At 68.8% G+C, this 16,302-nt stretch carries 12 protein-coding genes; 9 read left to right on the forward strand and 3 right to left on the reverse strand.

The window, feature by feature from the left end:
• The first annotated feature begins 154 nt into the window (after positions 1 to 154).
• From mihF to AC5RUK_RS02695, 6 genes are all read left to right on the forward strand, one after another.
• Positions 155 to 472, forward strand: a complete 318-nt coding sequence (gene mihF / locus AC5RUK_RS02670; RefSeq protein WP_493987138.1) for an integration host factor, actinobacterial type — start codon at positions 155 to 157, stop codon at positions 470 to 472.
• Positions 473 to 484: 12 nt separating this feature from the next.
• Positions 485 to 1,057: a guanylate kinase gene (gene gmk, locus AC5RUK_RS02675; protein WP_494108912.1), complete on the forward strand. Its 573-nt coding sequence runs from the start codon at positions 485 to 487 to the stop codon at positions 1,055 to 1,057.
• A 42-nt stretch (positions 1,058 to 1,099) separates the two neighbouring features.
• Positions 1,100 to 1,363 carry a DNA-directed RNA polymerase subunit omega gene (gene rpoZ, locus AC5RUK_RS02680; protein WP_493977538.1) on the forward strand — a complete coding sequence of 88 codons (264 nt, stop codon included), beginning with the start codon at positions 1,100 to 1,102 and terminating at the stop codon, positions 1,361 to 1,363.
• 24 nt (positions 1,364 to 1,387) lie between these two features.
• The gene (locus tag AC5RUK_RS02685; protein ID WP_494151309.1) at positions 1,388 to 2,671 is read left to right on the forward strand and encodes a bifunctional phosphopantothenoylcysteine decarboxylase/phosphopantothenate synthase; all 1,284 of its coding nucleotides are present in this window, start codon (positions 1,388 to 1,390) and stop codon (positions 2,669 to 2,671) included.
• Positions 2,672 to 2,904: 233 nt separating this feature from the next.
• Positions 2,905 to 4,110 carry a methionine adenosyltransferase gene (metK, locus tag AC5RUK_RS02690; protein WP_493987141.1) on the forward strand — a complete coding sequence of 402 codons (1,206 nt, stop codon included), beginning with the start codon at positions 2,905 to 2,907 and terminating at the stop codon, positions 4,108 to 4,110.
• Positions 4,111 to 4,115: 5 nt separating this feature from the next.
• Positions 4,116 to 6,422 carry a primosomal protein N' gene (locus tag AC5RUK_RS02695; RefSeq protein ID WP_494151310.1) on the forward strand — a complete coding sequence of 769 codons (2,307 nt, stop codon included), beginning with the start codon at positions 4,116 to 4,118 and terminating at the stop codon, positions 6,420 to 6,422.
• Here the strand turns inward: AC5RUK_RS02695 and AC5RUK_RS02700 are convergent.
• From AC5RUK_RS02700 to AC5RUK_RS02710, 3 genes are all read right to left on the reverse strand, one after another.
• Entirely contained in the window at positions 6,344 to 8,068 is a 1,725-nt protein-coding gene (locus AC5RUK_RS02700) for an HNH endonuclease (protein WP_494151311.1), read from the reverse strand. The two genes, AC5RUK_RS02695 and AC5RUK_RS02700, sit on opposite strands and share 79 nt — an antisense overlap.
• Positions 8,069 to 8,590: 522 nt before the next feature.
• Positions 8,591 to 9,676 (reverse strand): glycosyltransferase family 4 protein, encoded by a 1,086-nt coding sequence (locus tag AC5RUK_RS02705; protein ID WP_494108916.1) that lies wholly within the window; start codon positions 9,674 to 9,676, stop codon positions 8,591 to 8,593.
• Positions 9,673 to 10,551, reverse strand: a complete 879-nt coding sequence (locus AC5RUK_RS02710) for an alpha/beta fold hydrolase (protein WP_494151312.1) — start codon at positions 10,549 to 10,551, stop codon at positions 9,673 to 9,675. Before AC5RUK_RS02710 ends, AC5RUK_RS02705 begins: the two co-directional genes overlap by 4 nt.
• 280 nt (positions 10,552 to 10,831) lie before the next feature.
• Here AC5RUK_RS02710 and glpK point away from each other — a divergent pair, with 280 nt between their 5' ends.
• The 3 genes from glpK (at position 10,832) to AC5RUK_RS02725 (ending at position 15,965) form a co-directional block, all read left to right on the forward strand.
• The gene (glpK, locus tag AC5RUK_RS02715) at positions 10,832 to 12,346 is read left to right on the forward strand and encodes a glycerol kinase GlpK (protein WP_494151313.1); all 1,515 of its coding nucleotides are present in this window, start codon (positions 10,832 to 10,834) and stop codon (positions 12,344 to 12,346) included.
• 164 nt (positions 12,347 to 12,510) lie between these two features.
• Positions 12,511 to 15,000 (forward strand): leucine--tRNA ligase, encoded by a 2,490-nt coding sequence (gene leuS / locus AC5RUK_RS02720; protein WP_494151314.1) that lies wholly within the window; start codon positions 12,511 to 12,513, stop codon positions 14,998 to 15,000.
• A gap of 17 nt (positions 15,001 to 15,017) precedes the next feature.
• On the forward strand, positions 15,018 to 15,965 hold the full coding sequence (locus AC5RUK_RS02725) for a DegV family protein (protein ID WP_494151315.1): 948 nt from the start codon (positions 15,018 to 15,020) through the stop codon (positions 15,963 to 15,965).
• Positions 15,966 to 16,302: the final 337 nt, after the last annotated feature.

A 16,302-nucleotide genomic window follows, 5' to 3' on the forward strand; every position in this document is an offset into this window, starting at 1 on the left:
GCAGCGCCCGGGCTGGCCCGTCTAACCTCCTGTGCCGAACAGCCGGGCGTTGCGGCGGCCCTGAGCCGCGGTGTTGCGGTTCTGGTAAGTTCAATTCATGCCCAATGTGCCCGCCCGGCATCTTGTCCGACGGGCCGGATTGTCTGGAGGAGCTGTGGGTCTTCGACCGCTGACGGAGAGCGAACGCACCACCGCCCGGCTGAAAGCGACGGCCGCCCGGGTCGAACGTGCGGAAGTCAAGGCCAAAGTGAAATCCGGCGCCATGACCGTGGCCGAGGTGATTGAGGCGGCCGCGTCGATGGAATCGGTCGGCCGCCTGCGCGTGGCCGAGCTGCTCGAATCGTTGCCGGGCATCGGACCGGTCCGCGCCGCCGCCATCATGGAGACGGTCCGCATTGCGCCCAGCCGCCGGCTGCGCGGGCTCGGCATCCACCAGCGGCGAGCCCTGATAGACCACTTGAAATCCCAGTAACAGATGGAAGATATGTCCGACAAACCCCGCCTGACCGTTCTCGCCGGCCCCACGGCCGTCGGCAAGGGCACCGTTTCCACCTATATCCGCGACAACTACCCCGACGTCTGGCTGTCGGTATCCGCCACCACCCGCGAACCGCGGCCCGGTGAGCAGGATGGAGTCCACTACTTTTTCGTCGGCCCCGAAGAGTTCGACCGGCTGGTGGCCGCCGGCGACATGCTCGAGTGGGCCCTGGTGCACGGCCGGAACCGCTACGGGACGCTGCGGCGCACCGTGGAGGAAGCCATGGCGGACGGCAAATCCGTGCTTTTGGAGATCGATCTGCAGGGCGCCCGGCAGGTCAAGGAGTCCATGCCGGATGCCACGTTCGTGTTTTTGGCCCCGCCGAGCTGGGAGGAAATGGTCCGCCGACTGGTGGGCCGCGGCACGGAAACACCCGAAGAACAGCAGCGCCGGCTGGAAACCGCTAAACTAGAACTTGCTGCCGAGCCCGAGTTCGATTTCACCGTCGTTAACGACGATGTCCAGCGGGCGGCAGACGAGCTCGTTTCATTGATGGGACTTGTCCCGCACCCGCGCTGAGCGGGTCCAAAAGAACACGTCCCGGAACCCATTGGAGATTTAGTGTCGACCAACCTCGAAGGCATCATCAACCCGCCGATCGACTCCCTGCTGGAAGCAACGGATTCGAAGTACGCGCTGGTGATTTACGGTGCCAAGCGTGCCCGCCAGATCAACGCCTACTACTCGCAGCTGCACGAAGGCCTGTTCGAGTACGTCGGCCCGCTGGTGGACACCAAGCTGAACGAGAAGCCGCTGTCCATCGCACTGCGCGAAATCAACGAGGGCCTGCTGGTCAGCAAGCCCGTCGAAAAGGCCGCAGAGTAACCAGCGTCTAACACCGGGGCAGGCATGCGGATCATTTTGGGCGTGGGCGGCGGCATCGCCGCCTACAAGTCGGCATCCCTGCTTCGGTTGTTTAAGGAAGCCGGCCACGAGGTGACGGTCATCCCGACCGACGCCGCCGAAAAGTTCGTGGGCCGCGCCACCTGGGAGGCCCTCTCCGGCAACCCGGTGAGCAACAGCGTGTTCGATGCCGTCGAGTCGGTCAACCACGTCCGCCTCGGCCAGGAAGCGGACCTCGTCGTCGTGTGTCCGGCCACCGCGGATCTGTTGGCACGCGCAGCCGCCGGCCTGGCCGGCGATCTGCTCACCAACACGCTGCTGGTGGCCACCGCGCCGGTGGTCTTTGTGCCGGCCATGCACACCGAAATGTGGCAGCACCCGGCCACCGCGGCGAACGTGGCCACGCTGCGCAGCCGGGGCCCCACGGTGATGGACCCGGCCGTAGGCCGCCTGACCGGCAAGGACACCGGCCCCGGCCGGCTGCCCGAACCGGCGGAAATCTACGATTTCATCGCCGCAGGCCTCGCCGACGGAACGTTAAAACCCCGGACGACGGCGGAGGCTGGCTGGGCGCCGGAGGACTCGGCCGTGCCCGGGCTCGCGGCTCCGGAACCCGGTCCGCTGGCCGGGAAGAGGGTCCTGGTCACTGCCGGCGGCACCCGCGAACCGCTGGACCCCGTGCGCTTCCTGGGCAACCGGTCCTCCGGCAAGCAGGGCGTGGCACTGGCCCGCGCCGCTGCGGCTGCGGGAGCGGAGGTCGAACTGATCGCCGCCCACCTTGAGGTGGAAATTCCGGACGGGATCAAGTCCAGCTCGGTGGAAACCGCCCTGGACCTGCGCGAGGCGACGCTCGAAGCGGCGGCGCGCTCCGACGTCGTGATCATGGCAGCCGCCGTGGCGGATTTCCGGCCGGCGGAAGTGACCGATACCAAGATCAAGAAGCGCGACGACGCCGACGACCCGGTGATTACGCTGGTGCGGAATCCGGACATCCTGGTGGAGGTCGTGCAGCAGCGCGGCTCCGGCGAGGCGCCGCTGATCGTCGGTTTCGCGGCGGAAACCGGCGACGACCGCGGGGACGTGCTCGACTACGCGCGCAGCAAGCTCGAACGGAAGGGCTGCGACCTGCTGGTGCTCAACCGCGTGGGCCGCGACCTGGTGTTCGGCCAGGATGACACCGAGATCACGGTGCTGGCACGCAGCGAAGTCGAACCGCAGACCCACCGCGGCAGCAAAGACAGTGCGGCGGCCGTGATCATTGAGCGCATTACCGCCGAACTCTCCGGCTGAGGCTGACTCCGGGCTGACGCTGGCACCGGGCTGCCACTGCTTCCGGGCTGACGCTGGCACCGGGCGGCCACTGCTTCTGCCCTGTGGGGGAGCGCGGGGGCGCCGTCTCCCTCGTGCCGCGGGAACCGGGCCGCCCGTGACCCCCTGTGTACTACTGTTTCGCTCCATGACCGGGCCTTTGGGGCCGCGTCTACAGTTCCGTGGCGGTCCCCGCCAGCAAGTAAGGTATGTCTGTGACTTCTTCTGACAGCAATCTGCGGCTCTTCACGTCCGAGTCCGTGACCGAAGGCCATCCGGACAAGATCTGTGACCAGATTTCCGACGCCATCCTCGACGCCCTGCTGCGCGAGGATCCCGAGTCGCGGGTAGCCGTAGAGACGCTGACGACGACCGGACTGGTACATGTGGCCGGTGAGGTCACCACGCAGGGCTACGTGGAGATTCCGCAGATCGTCCGGGATACCATCCTGGAGATCGGCTACAACTCCTCGGACAAGGGGTTTGACGGCGCGCGGTGCGGGGTCTCGGTTTCCATCGGCCAGCAGTCGCCGGAGATCGCCTCCGGGGTCTTCAACTCCTTTGAAACCCGCGAGGGGACAAGCATCGACGCGCGTGACGCACAGGGCGCCGGCGACCAGGGCATCATGTTCGGCTATGCCAGCGACGAGACCGACGTTTTGATGCCCGCCCCGATCTGGCTCGCGCACCGGCTGTCCGAGCGTTTGACCGAGGTGCGGAAGGACGGGACGCTCCCGTATCTGCGGCCGGACGGCAAGACGCAGGTGACCGTCGGCTACGACGGCGACAAGCCGGTGTCCGTCAACTCGGTCGTGATTTCCAGCCAGCATGAAGGCGGCGTGGACCTGGCACATCTGCGGGCCGACCTCGCCTCGCGCGTGATCGAGCCGGTGCTGGCGGCCAGCTCCCTGGACGCCACCAACGTGCGCTACATCCTCAATCCGGGCGGTGACTTTGTGATCGGCGGGCCGGTGGGCGACGCCGGGCTGACCGGACGCAAGATCATCGTGGATACCTACGGCGGCATGGCCCGTCACGGCGGCGGCGCATTTTCCGGCAAGGATCCGTCCAAGGTGGACCGTTCCGCCGCCTACGCCATGCGCTGGGTGGCCAAGAACGTGGTGGCCGCCGGACTGGCCCGGCGCGCGGAGATCCAGATCGCGTACGCCATCGGGATGGCGCATCCGGTCGGCATCTACGTGGAAACTTTCGGAACCGAGACCGTTGATCCGGCGCGCATTGCCCAGGCGATCGAGGAAGTCTTCGACCTGCGTCCGCTGGGCATCATCGACGACCTGGAGCTCAAGCGGCCCATTTACAAGCAGACCGCGGCACACGGCCATTTCGGCCGTGAACATGCCGACTTCACCTGGGAGCGGACCGACCGGGCGGACGCACTGCGCAGCTACTTCAACGCCTGAGCCTGATGGGCTCTGATCCGCACCAGCTGAGCCTGCTGCAGGGCTTCGGTGCCCCCAAGCAGGCGCCGGGCACCTCGCCGGCGGCGGCGACCGATCCGGTGGCCCGGGTGCTGATCGAAACGGCGTTGCCGCATCTGGACCGGATCTTCGATTACCTGGTGCCGGAGCATTTGGACGCCGACGCTGTTCCCGGCGCGCGGGTCAAGGCCCGGTTCGGCGGCCAGGAAATGAGCGGGTACATCACCCGCCGCACGTCCGAGGTGCCGGAAGGGGTCAAGCTGGCCCCGTTGGCCAAGGTGGTTTCCGCGCAGCCGGTGCTGACCGAGGAGCTGCTCCGGCTGGCCACGTCGGTGGCCGCGCGCTACGCCGGAAACGTCAGCGACGTACTGCGCGCCGCCATCCCGCCGCGCGTCGCCAAAGTGGATAAGGAATTCGCTGCCCGGGAGACGGGCGAGGCGGCAGTGGAGGCCAGGCCGGCCGCGGGTACCCACGCGGCTATCACCGCCGCCACGGATGCTACGGATGCCGCCGCCCCTTCGGTTACCGCCGCTGCTACGGATGCTGCCGCCTCTCCGGCTACCACCGCTGCTAAGGATGCCGCCGCCCCTCCGGCTACCACCGCCGCTACGGATGCCGCCGCCCCTTCGGTTACCACCGCTGCCACGGCTACCACCGCCCCTCCGGCTACCGCCACCGCTACGGCTACCACCGCTGCTACTGCTGGCCCGGCAACTACGGCTGAGGCGGAGCAAGCCTTCGCCGGTTATGAAGACGCCGGCGTCTTTCTGGCCCAGCTGGCGTCGGGCGCCGCTCCGCGGGCCGTTTTGGCCAGCCACAAGTCCTACGGCCCCGCTTCGTGGGCAGCCCAAGTTGCGCACGCCGTGGCGAGCGTACGGCAGAGCGGCCGCGGCGCCGTCGTCGTTGTTCCGGACGCCAAGGACCTGGCCCGGCTGGAAGCCGAATTGGAGCGAGTCCTTGGCACGGACCAGTTTGTCCGCCTGACTGCCGAGGACGGGCCGACGCCGCGCTACCGGAACTACCTGCGGTTGTTGCATGGCGAGGTATCCGTGGCCGTCGGGACGCGCTCGGCCGCCTTCGCCCCGGTGCAGGATCTGGGCCTGGTGGCCATGTGGGACGACGGCGATGACCTGCTGCTGGAGCAGCGTTCCCCCTACCAGCATGCCCGCGAGGTGTTGTTGCTGCGCACGGCGCAGGCCGGCTGCGCGGCCCTGTTCGCCGGGGTCTCGCGCAGCGGCGAAGCACAGCGGTTGGTCGAGACCGGCTGGGCGTCGGCGCTCACGCCCGCCCGGCCCTTCCTGCGCCAGGCGACTCCGCGCATCCTCAACACCGCGGATTCGTTCCAACAGGAACGCGATCCCATGCTGCGCCATGCCCGTTTGCCGCAGGCCGCTTGGCGGGCCGCCAAGGAAGGCCTGGAACGCGGACCGGTGCTGGTGCAGGTGGCGCGGACCGGCTTCTCACCTGCCCTTGCCTGCCAGGACTGCCGCACGCCCGCCAGATGCACCGACTGTAACGGGCCGCTGGCGCAGCCGGGCCGCGCGGCGGCTCCGGCTTGCCGGTGGTGCGGTCGGTTGGCCGCGAACTATTCCTGTCCCGAATGCGGATCGCACAGGCTCCGTGCCTCTGCGGTCGGGGCCCTGCGTACCGCAGAGGAACTGGGACGTGCGTTCCCGGGGGCGACGGTCGTGTCTTCTTCGGGGGAACACATCAAGTCTGTGGTCGAGTCAAGGAAAGCCCTGGTGGTCGCAACACCGGGAGCCGAGCCTGTGGCGCCCGGTGGCTACGCGGCCGCGTTGCTGCTGGATGGCAATGCCATGCTCAGCCGAGAGTCCCTTCGCGCACCCGAAGACGTGCTGCGCCGATGGTTCCGCGCGGCGTCGCTGGTGCAGCCGGCGTCGGAAGGGGGGCTGGTGGTAGTCACCGCCGACCAGGATGCCGTTGTGGCGCCCTTGGTTCGGTGGGACCCCGCTGGCGCCGCAGCCAGGGAGATGCAGTTGCGACGTGAGCTTCAGCTTCCCCCGGCCGTGAGGATCGCCGCCCTGACCGGGAAGCCCTCAGGCATTGAAGCTTTCATGGCGGACTTTGAGCTTAGCGGCAGCCTTCGCAGCGTCGGCCCCGTTGAGCTGCCGGCCCGATCGGGGGAGAGCAGCGAGCACCGCCTGCTGCTGTTCTTCAGCTATCAGGATGGAGCCCGCGTGACCGCTGCGCTCCGTCACCGCAAGGCGGCGCTGTCCGCCAAACGCGTCCCCGACCCGGTACAGGTGCGCTGCGACGGGACCGACCTGCTATAACCTTCCGGGTGCGCCGTCCGGTGCCATGCGAGGGGCGCTCGGGCTCCATCTGTACCGGGCGGCGGCGTGCCGGGTAGTGGTGGCGGGGTGGAGGTGTAGGTGTGTCCGGTGGGGGTGGTGGTTTCGATCGTGTGGTGTGGTCCTTCGAGGGGGCGGCTGGACCAGCCTTCGGCTTCTTTTGACTGGTTGCATTGCTCGCACAGTCCCTGGCCGTTGGCCATGGTGGTTTTGCCGCCTTGTGACCAGGGCACGATGTGGTCGATGTGCCGGATCGGGGCGTCGCACCAGGGCCTGCCGCAGACGGCCTCGCGGGCGAGGATCATCCGGCGCATCCCGTCGGGGAACTTCCGCGCGGCCGAGTCCATCCCCAGCAGCTGTCCGGTCCCGGGGGCGGTGTAGAGGCGTCGGACCCAGATGTCTTCCACACTGCCCTGTGTCAGCACTTTGGTGCGGTGGGCCTGCTCGCGGGCGGTCTTCCAGCCCGGCTCGGTCCCGGCCGGCGGCGCCTTCTGCCCCATCCCGCAGGGCGGGCTGCCACCGTGTGGTGCTGCCGCCGGTAACCCGTTGTCCTGGCGGCCGCCGCCGGCAGCGGTGCGGCCGGGCGGGCTGGCTTCGGTGTTGGCTTCGGGTGTGTGTGCCGTTGCCGGCGGTCGGTGCGGCGTCCCGGTGAGGTGGCGGGCGTAGTGGGCCGGGACGATGCCGTAGCCGGTCAGCCAGGCCGGTTCGTTCTGGCCGTGGAGCAGGGTGCGGTCGGTCATCACCAGTTGGATTTCCAGCCGGGCCGGGTCGGCGGTGCTGCGGCCGGTGACGCGTTCGAACACGGTGTCGGCCATCATCTGGCCGCGGGACCGGGGGTCGCCGTTGTTGCGCAGCCGGTCCGCTTCCCGGTGCAGGGCGGCCATCACCGCCACGCCCTGGATTACCGGCAGCAGGGTCCGGACCGAGACCATGGTGTCCGGCTCCGGGCGGGAGGAAACGTGCCGGTCAGCTTCGGCCTTCGCCGCCCGGTCCACCACCGAGCGGGGTTCCAGCCGGTAGGCGAGGCGTTTGGCTTCGGCCCGCAGCGCCCGGTTCCCGAGTCCGTGCAGCCGGTCCCGGTTGCCGGCCAGTTCCCGGTCCACGCGGGCGCGGTGCTCCGGGGTCAGGCAAACGGTTTCCTGGGCCAGGATCTCGGCCCGGTATTCGTTCAGGTGCCCCGCGGCCAGTGCGGCCAGGGTGTGCGGCATCTGCCCGACCAGGGTCCGGGACAGGTTCAGCAGGACCGCTGCCCGGTGCGGGGACTCGCGCCGGGCCAACCCGATCTGGGCCGCGACCCCGGCGCCCTGCCGGTCTTTGGGCATCCCGGCGGCGGCACGGCGGGCACGCACGGACTTCTCCAGCGCGACCTGGACCCTGGCCTGCGCCGCCGCGGCGGCAGCCTTCAGCCCCTCCAGCGCCGTAAGCTCTTCCACCAACTCCCGGTCCGGCACGTCCAGATCGATGCCCTGAAGGGCTTCGGCCGCCGCGTGAACGGCGGCAGACCCGACCGGACCCGCGGCCGGTCCGGCGTCCCGCCTTGAAGCGCTGCCGGCAGCCGGTGCTGCGGCAGGCCGGGCCGGGGCAGACGGTCCTGCGGCGGGAGGTTCGGATACTGCCGGATCAAACATCTCAGCGTCTCAATCTTCAGCATGCGAGCTGCTGCATGGCCTCGAATACGAGCGGTCACGAACCCTGAAGGGATCCGCGGACGCCACCGGCAAACCCACGACCCGGCGGCCAACCTTGGTGCTGAACTGCTACTAAAAACAGACTATGCGCCGCCACTGACAGTTTCAGAGGATGCAGCAACCGCCACTTCGGAGGAGGCAGCAAAAACCGCCACTTCCGGGGGACGCAGCATCCGTGCCGGTGCCAGCTGCACGGCAACCGTGGCGCGCCCCTGACCGAATGCGGCACGGGCGGACGATCGCCGTGGAGTGGCCCGACCGGATGGGCCACGTCAAGGTGGACGTCCACCGTGGAGTGGCCCGACCGGATGCGGCCACGTCAGGAGGACATCCACCCCAGCAGCTCCACCGGCTTGCAAGGCCGCCGCGTCAGCACCCCGGATCTAGCCGGCCTGTCCGGCCCCTAGGCGAGGTCCCGGCCCTACTGCAAGGCACATTCCTGGACTTGACGACAGGCTACAACTACCGGGACCGGCTCCGCCGTCGTTCCAACACTTCCTCGGCGGCGGCGACCAGCTGCTTGGCCGACTCGTTCCAGTCGTACGCCGCGGCTCGGCGGATGCTGGCCTCCGACGCCGCGCGGAAGGCACCGGGCTGGTCCAGCGCTGCCACGGCCGCCGCGAAGTCGGCGGGCTCATCCGGGTCCACCAGCGTGACGGCGCCGCCACCAACCTCACGGAAGATCGGAATGTCGCTGGCGATCACCGGCGTGCCGGCGGCCATGGCCTCGATCAGCGGCAGGCCGAAGCCCTCGTCGCGGGAGAGGGTGACCAGCGCTGTGGTCCGTTGCAGCAGTTGCTGATATCCGGCGTCGGAAATCCCGTTGTGGAAGACCAGCCGGCGAGGGTCAACGGCGCGGGCCTCCAGTTCGGCCTGCCTGTCCGGACGCACCGGGCTGAGCAGATGGAGCTCGTAGTCCGGCAGCAGCGCCATGGCGTCAATGATCGTTTCCACGTTCTTGTACGGCATGAACGAGCCCATGTAGAGCAGGGTCTTGTCGCGGCCGACGGCCGGATCGCGCGGCGCTCCCTGCGGCTGGGCGGCGTTGGAAACAATCCGGATCGGCCGGCGGGTGAGCCGGTGCCGTTCCATCAGCGCCTGCGTGGTGTGGCTGATGGTGGCCACCGTGTCCGCACGGTTCAACAGGAGACGCTGCGGCCAGTAGGCCTTATGGTAGAGCCGCCAGAGCCACTGCACCGGCTTGGGCAGGAAGCCCGGCGGCTTGGGGTGCGAGTAGTAGATCAGGTCGTGCAGGGTCAGGATGAGCCCGTACTTGCGGCCGAAGCTGCCCATGGTCTGCATCGGGCAGACGACGACGTCGGCGCCCAGCTTGTTCACGCGGCGCGCCACGAAGAGTTCGGCGGGGGAGAGCGGACTGTTGATCTTGACCCAGGGCACGTCGGGCAGGAGCTGCAGCTGCCGCTCGTCGCTGATCAGCATGCTCACGTCCGCCAGCCGGGACGCGGCTTCGATAAGGCTGGCGCCGTAGCGGCTGATTCCGTCCAGCTGGTCGGTGCGGGTGAACCGGGCGTCAATCAGGAGTTTCATGCACTCATTCCGTCGATGAAGTCCCGGATGAAGGCGGCGGCCGGGGCCGGGGTTTCGTAATGGATCAAATGCCCGACGGCGGGGATCACTTCCAGCCGGGATTCCGGGATCATCGCCGCGAGCCTGCGCTGGCTCGCCACGGAACCGATGTCGTCCCGTTCGCCGGCGATCAGGAGGACCGGCTGGTCCAGCTGGCCGGCGACCTGCGCGACGTCGGCGGAGATGGACGCGCGGAAGGCCTCCAGCACCACCCGCCGGTTCGCGAAGGCGCTGAAGTAGGCGTCATGCTGCCCGTGGATGTAGGAACGCAGCTGCGGGTCGCGGGTCTTCGCCATCATGATGCTCATGCCCCGCACGATCAACCGATGGCGCAGCAGCCAGAGGCCCAACCGCTCGGGCAGCTTGGCCCCTGCGAAGTAGTAGAACCCGGCGAGCCGGGAGGGGATCGCTTTCGGTCCCTGCAGCGCGGGTTCGCTGATCGGGTTGACCAGGATGGCAGCCCGGAAGCTGCCCGGATGCGCCGCCAGGTGGTGGCTGACCACGATGGAGCCGAAGGAGTGTCCCAAGACGTAGGTATCCGGGCCAAGCTTGAGTTCGCCGGCCAGGGCGTGCAGGAACCGGGTGTACCCCTCGATTCCGTGCGTGCCGGCGGCCAGGGGATCCGACTCGCCGAAGCCGGGCAGGTCGGGGGCGATCACGCGGTACCCGGGCAGCTGTCCCACCACCAGTTCCAACCCGTGGTGATCCCCGCGGAACCCGTGGATGACCAGCAGGGTGGGCGCGCCGTCGTCGTCCGCGGGATATTCCCAGTAGCGCACCCGGGCGCCGTCGAGCAGAATTTCGCGGCGCACCGCACGGTCGGCAACGGCGGTCACGCCAGGGTCCCTCCTGATTTCATGCCTTCGACTCTACCGACCCGCGGGCGCGTTGCCGCGCAGCGCGGCCCATGATGCCTCAGCAGGGCCGGCACCGGGGACGGCACCGGAGGCGCGGCACCGGGGGACGGCACCGGAGGCGCGGCACCGGGGACCCGCACCGGGGCGGGCAGCACGGGGGGCCGCCGGCAGCGCCCGCTCGATTGACGCTGCGTGCGCCGCCGGTTAGGTTCAACAGCAGCCGGGCACTGAAGCCCGGACCGGAGCGTGGAGGGCTGAGATGGCGGAGTTCGTGCTGGCGATCGACCAGGGGACCACCTCCACGCGCGCGATCATCTTCGACCACGCCGGGACACCGGTCTCCACCGGCCAGCGCGAGCACCGGCAGATCTTCCCGCAGCCGGGCTGGGTGGAACACGACCCGCTGGAAATCTGGGACAACACCCGCGAGGTGGTGGGCACGGCGCTGTCCCGGGCCAGCCTGACCCGGCACGACATAGCCGCCGTCGGCATCACCAACCAGCGCGAAACCACGGTGGTGTGGGAGAAGAACACGGGCCGGCCGGTGTACAACGCGATCGTCTGGCAGGACGTGCGCACGCAGCAGATCTGCGACGAACTGGCGGCCGACGGTGGCGTAGACCGCTTCCGCGAGCAGACCGGCCTGCCGCTTGCGCCCTACTTCGCCGGGACCAAGCTGGCCTGGATCCTGCGCAACGTGGACGGGGCGCGGGAACGGGCCGAGGCCGGCGAGCTGCTGTTCGGCACCACCGACAGCTGGGTCCTGTGGAACCTGACCGGCGGGCCCGACGGCGGTACGCACGCCACCGACGTTACCAACGCCTCCCGCACCCTGTTCATGGACCTGCGCACGCTGCAGTGGGACCGGGAAATTTTGGACGCCTTCGGCGTGCCGGCCGCGATGTTGCCGGAGATCCGCTCATCGTCCGAGCCCTACGCAACGGTGCACGGCTCACAACTGCTGCGCCACGTCCCGGTGGCGGGCATCCTCGGCGACCAGCAGGCGGCCACGTTCGGGCAGGCGGCCTTCAACCCCGGCGAGGCCAAGAACACGTACGGCACGGGCTGCTTCGTGCTGGTCAACACGGGCGAGGCGATCGTCAGGTCATCGCACGGACTGCTGACCTCCGTGGGCTACCAGCTGGGCAAAGCGGCGCCGCACTACGTGCTGGAGGGGTCGATCGCCGTCGCGGGGTCGCTGATCCAGTGGCTGCGCGACAACCTGGGCCTGGTCTCATCGGCGCAGGAGGCCGAGCAACTGGCGGGCACGGTCGAGGACACCGGCGGCTGCTACTTCGTGCCCGCGTTCTCGGGCCTGTTCGCGCCGTACTGGCGGCAGGATGCCCGCGGCGCCCTGGTGGGCCTGACCCGGTTTGTGACCAAGGCGCACATTGCCCGCGCCGCGCTGGAGGCCACGGCCTTCCAGACCCGGGAAGTCCTGGACGCGGTCAACGCGGACGCCGCCGTGCCGCTGACCGGTTTAAAGGTCGACGGCGGAATGGTCGCCAATGATGCGCTGATGCAGTTCCAGGCGGACATCCTGGGCGTGCCCGTGATGCGCCCGCGGGTCACCGAGACCACGGCCCTGGGAGCGGCGTATGCGGCGGGCCTCGCCGTCGGATTTTGGGAGGGCACGGACCAGCTGGCCCGGAACTGGGTGCAGGAGGCGTGCTGGGAGCCGCAGATGCCGGCGGAAGAGCGGGAACGCAGGCTGCGTTTGTGGAAGAAAGCGGTCACCCGGACCTTCGACTGGGTCGACGACGATGTCCTGTGAACGTGCGGTAAAGTGGTCCCATGTTCGCACTGCTCCTTAGCTAGCCGCTGCCGCGGGGCCCAGGCCCTGCTTCAGCGGCCCGCCCCTCCGATGCCGAGGGGCTTTTGTGTGTCTAGGGGAGTCAGGCCAGTGCGCAGTACAGACAAGAGGACGAGGCAAGCACAGTGAGTACGCAGCCGGGTACGGAACAGCACGAGTACAGTTTCTCCGCCATGGAGGCCAAATGGCCGGCCGTGTGGGAGGAACTCGATGTCTTCGCTCCCGCCGACGACGGTTCCCGCGAACGCCGCTATGTGCTGGACATGTTCCCCTACCCCTCCGGCGACCTGCACATGGGCCACGCCGAAGCCTTCGCCATGGGCGACGTGGTGGCCCGCTACTGGCGGCTGAAGGGCTACGACGTCCTGCACCCGATCGGCTGGGACTCCTTCGGCCTGCCGGCCGAGAACGCCGCGATCAAGCGCAACGCCCACCCCAGCGAGTGGACCTACGCCAACATCGACACCCAGGCCGCGTCCTTCAAGCGCTACGCGATCAGCGCCGACTGGTCGCGCCGGCTGCACACCTCCGACCCGGAGTACTACCGCTGGACCCAGTGGCTGTTCCTGCGGTTCTACGAACGCGGCCTGGCCTACCGGAAGAACTCCCCGGTCAACTGGTGCCCGAAGGACCTCACCGTGCTGGCCAACGAACAGGTGGTCAACGGGGCGTGTGAACGCTGCGGCACCCCCGTGACCAAGAAGAGCCTAAACCAGTGGTACTTCAAGATCACCGAATACGCCGACCGCCTGCTGGACGACATGGACGAGCTCAAGGGCCACTGGCCGGAGCGGGTGCTGGCGATGCAGCGCAACTGGATCGGCCGCTCCGAAGGCGCGCACGTCCGCTTCACGGTGGAGGAAGCCGGCGGACGCCCGGCGCAGGACGTCACGGTCTTCACCACCCGGCCGGACACCCTGAACGGCGCCACCTTCTTCGTGGTCGCCGCCGATACGCACCTGGCGCTGGACCTGGTGGCCCCGGAGCACCACGACGCGCTGATGGCCTACCGCGAGCAGATTAAGGCCCTCTCCGACATCGAACGCCAGTCCACCGAACGCGAAAAGACCGGCGTGTTCCTGGGCCGCTACGCGATCAACCCGCTCAACGGCGAAAAACTGCCGGTCTGGGCCGCCGACTATGTGCTGGCCGACTACGGCACCGGCGCCATCATGGCCGTGCCGGCGCACGACCAGCGCGACCTGGACTTCGCGAAAGCCTTCGACCTGCCCGTGCGCGCCGTCGTCGACACCGGGGAAGAGGACCCGGCCGACACCGGGATCGCCACCAGCGGCGAAGGTACCCTGATCAATTCCGGCGAGCTCGACGGCCTGTCCAAGACCGAAGCCATCGCCCGTGCCATCGAATTGGTGGAGGCGGCCGGCACCGGCGAGAAGACCGTAAACTTCCGGCTGCGCGACTGGCTGCTGTCCCGCCAGCGGTTCTGGGGCGCGCCGATCCCGATCGTCCACTGCGAGGAGTGCGGCGAGGTCCCGGTTCCCGATGACCAGCTGCCCGTGCGGCTGCCCGACGACCTGCGCGGCGAAGCCTTGTCGCCCAAGGGCACCTCGCCGCTGGCCTCCGCCGCGGACTGGGTCAACACCGACTGCCCGAATTGCGGCAAGGCCGCCCGCCGCGACACCGACACCATGGACACCTTCGTGGATTCGTCCTGGTACTACCTGCGCTTCGCCTCCCCGGACTACACAGAGGGCCCGTTTGAGAAGGACGCCGCGGCCCGCTGGCTGCCGGTGGACCAGTACGTGGGCGGCGTCGAGCACGCCATCCTGCACCTGCTCTACAGCCGGTTCTTCACCAAGGTGCTCAAGGACATGGGCCTGATCGATTTCGACGAGCCGTTCCGTGCGCTCCTGAACCAGGGCCAGGTGCTCAACGGCGGCAAAGCGATGAGCAAGTCGCTGGGCAACGGCGTGGACCTGGGCGAGCAGCTGGACAAGTTCGGCGTGGACGCCGTCCGCCTGACCATGATCTTTGCCTCGCCGCCCGAAGACGACGTGGACTGGGCCGACGTTTCACCCTCCGGCTCGGCCAAGTTCCTGGCCCGCGCCTGGCGGCTGGGACAGGACGTCGCCTCTGCTCCGGGCGCAAATTACGACGACGGCGACCGCGCCCTGCGCTCGGTCACCCACCGGACCGTTGCCGACGCGGCGGAACTGCTCGATGCCGGCAAGTTCAACGTGGTCATCGCCCGGCTGATGGAGCTGGTCAACGCCACCCGCAAGGCCATCGACGCCGGCCCCGGTGCCGCCGACCCGGCCGTCCGCGAGGCCACCGAAGCAGTGGCCGTCATCCTGAGCCTGTTTGCCCCCTACACCGCGGAGGACCTCTGGGCCCAGCTGGGCCACGAACCCTCCGTGGTCAAGGCGTCCTGGCCGGCCGTGGACCAGTCCCTGCTGGTGCAGGACACCGTGACCGCGGTGGTGCAGGTAGCCGGCAAGGTGCGCGACCGGCTGGAGGTGGCGGCCGATGTCGACGAGGACGAGCTGGAGAAGCTCGCACTGGCCTCGCCGCAGGTCATCCGGACGCTTGACGGCCGCGGAGTGCGCAAGGTAATTGTGCGCGCGCCGAAGCTGGTCAACATCGTGCCGGCCTGACCGGCGGCCTGGCCCCGATGAATTGGCTCGAGCAACTGGTACAGCGGTCCAAGCAACTGCTGCAGCAGCCGCCTGCCCGGCCGGGCCAGCCGCAGCGGCACCGGGTTGCCGTCGTCACGGATTCGGCCGCTTCGCTGCCCGCGGACTGGGTCAACCAGCCGGACACCGCGGACTGGCTGCGGGTGGTGCCGATGCCGGTGATGATCTCCGGGCAGATTTACGGGGAAGGCGTCGACGACGTCGCTTCCGCCTTGGCGGTCGGGCTCGCCGTGGGGCGCGACATCAAGACCTCGCGCCCGTCGCCGGGGCTTCTGGAGCGGACCTACCGGGAGCTCGAGGATTTGGGCTTCGACGCGATCGTCTCCATCCACCTCTCGGCCGAGCTCTCCGGCACGATCGAAGCGGCAGGCTTGGCGGCCGACGGCGTGGGCATCCCGGTGGAAGTGGTGGATACGCGCAGCGCCGCGCTGGGTGAAGGATTCGCCGTCATCGACGCCGTCATCGCGGCGCAGAGCGGTCTCGACCGGCAGGCCGTGACGGAGCGCGCCAAGGCGGCCGCCGTGTGTTCGGACGTCTTCTTCTACGTGCCCAGCCTGGACCAGCTGCGCCGCGGCGGCCGGATTTCCGCCGCCTCCGGACTGCTCGGCTCCCTCCTGGCGATCAAGCCGTTGCTGGCCATCCGCGACGGTGCCATCCTGCCGCTGGAGAAGGTGCGGACCGCCGCCCGAGCCCAGGCCCGGCTGCAGCAGCTGGTGGTGCGCCGGATCGAGGAACTCGACTACGAACCCCGGGTGGCGGTGCACTACTTCGGCAACGAAACCGAGAGCCGGGCCATCGCGGAAACCCTGCAGCAGTACCTGAGCGACGACGTGCTGTTGACCCCGGTGCCCTCGGTCCTGGCCGCCCATACCGGCCTGGGCGTCGTCGCGGTGGTCGTCGGACCGCCGACGCCGCCCCTGAACTGAGCACTCCTTTTCAGCACAGGCGGCGCGCCGGGAGCGGTTCTTGTTCACGAGTGCATGCCGGCCGGTCGGGGCATTGCGTTGCGGCCGAGGCGGACTCCGCGCTTCCGTATAGCCCTCGGGGCGGCGTTCGGTCTGCCGGGCTGTGCCTAGGCTACCGACTTGTTTCGCTGGGCACCGCGGATGTGAGCCGCTCGGTCAACGGCCAGCCACGGTCATAGGCTTCAAGTTCAAAGCGAAAAGCTACTGAAATCCATGCGACACTTCCTCCTGCCGGCAGCACGAACCGTCCGCGCTGCCATGTAATCTAAAACGATCAGTTTCATTTAAGGGGGAGAAC

The organism is Arthrobacter sp. Y3223065 (assembly GCF_059090885.1).

What these genes read in the sequence shown, in the direction of transcription:
- gmk (WP_494108912.1), top strand. Translation starts at nt 485, where the DNA reads ATGTCCGACAAACCCCGCCTGACCGTTCTCGCCGGCCCCACGGCCGTC.
- AC5RUK_RS02685 (WP_494151309.1), top strand. Translation starts at nt 1,388, where the DNA reads ATGCGGATCATTTTGGGCGTGGGCGGCGGCATCGCCGCCTACAAGTCG.
- AC5RUK_RS02695 (WP_494151310.1), top strand. Translation starts at nt 4,116, where the DNA reads ATGGGCTCTGATCCGCACCAGCTGAGCCTGCTGCAGGGCTTCGGTGCC.
- AC5RUK_RS02700 (WP_494151311.1), bottom strand. Translation starts at nt 8,068, where the DNA reads ATGTTTGATCCGGCAGTATCCGAACCTCCCGCCGCAGGACCGTCTGCC.
- AC5RUK_RS02705 (WP_494108916.1), bottom strand. Translation starts at nt 9,676, where the DNA reads ATGAAACTCCTGATTGACGCCCGGTTCACCCGCACCGACCAGCTGGAC.
- glpK (WP_494151313.1), top strand. Translation starts at nt 10,832, where the DNA reads ATGGCGGAGTTCGTGCTGGCGATCGACCAGGGGACCACCTCCACGCGC.
- AC5RUK_RS02725 (WP_494151315.1), top strand. Translation starts at nt 15,018, where the DNA reads ATGAATTGGCTCGAGCAACTGGTACAGCGGTCCAAGCAACTGCTGCAG.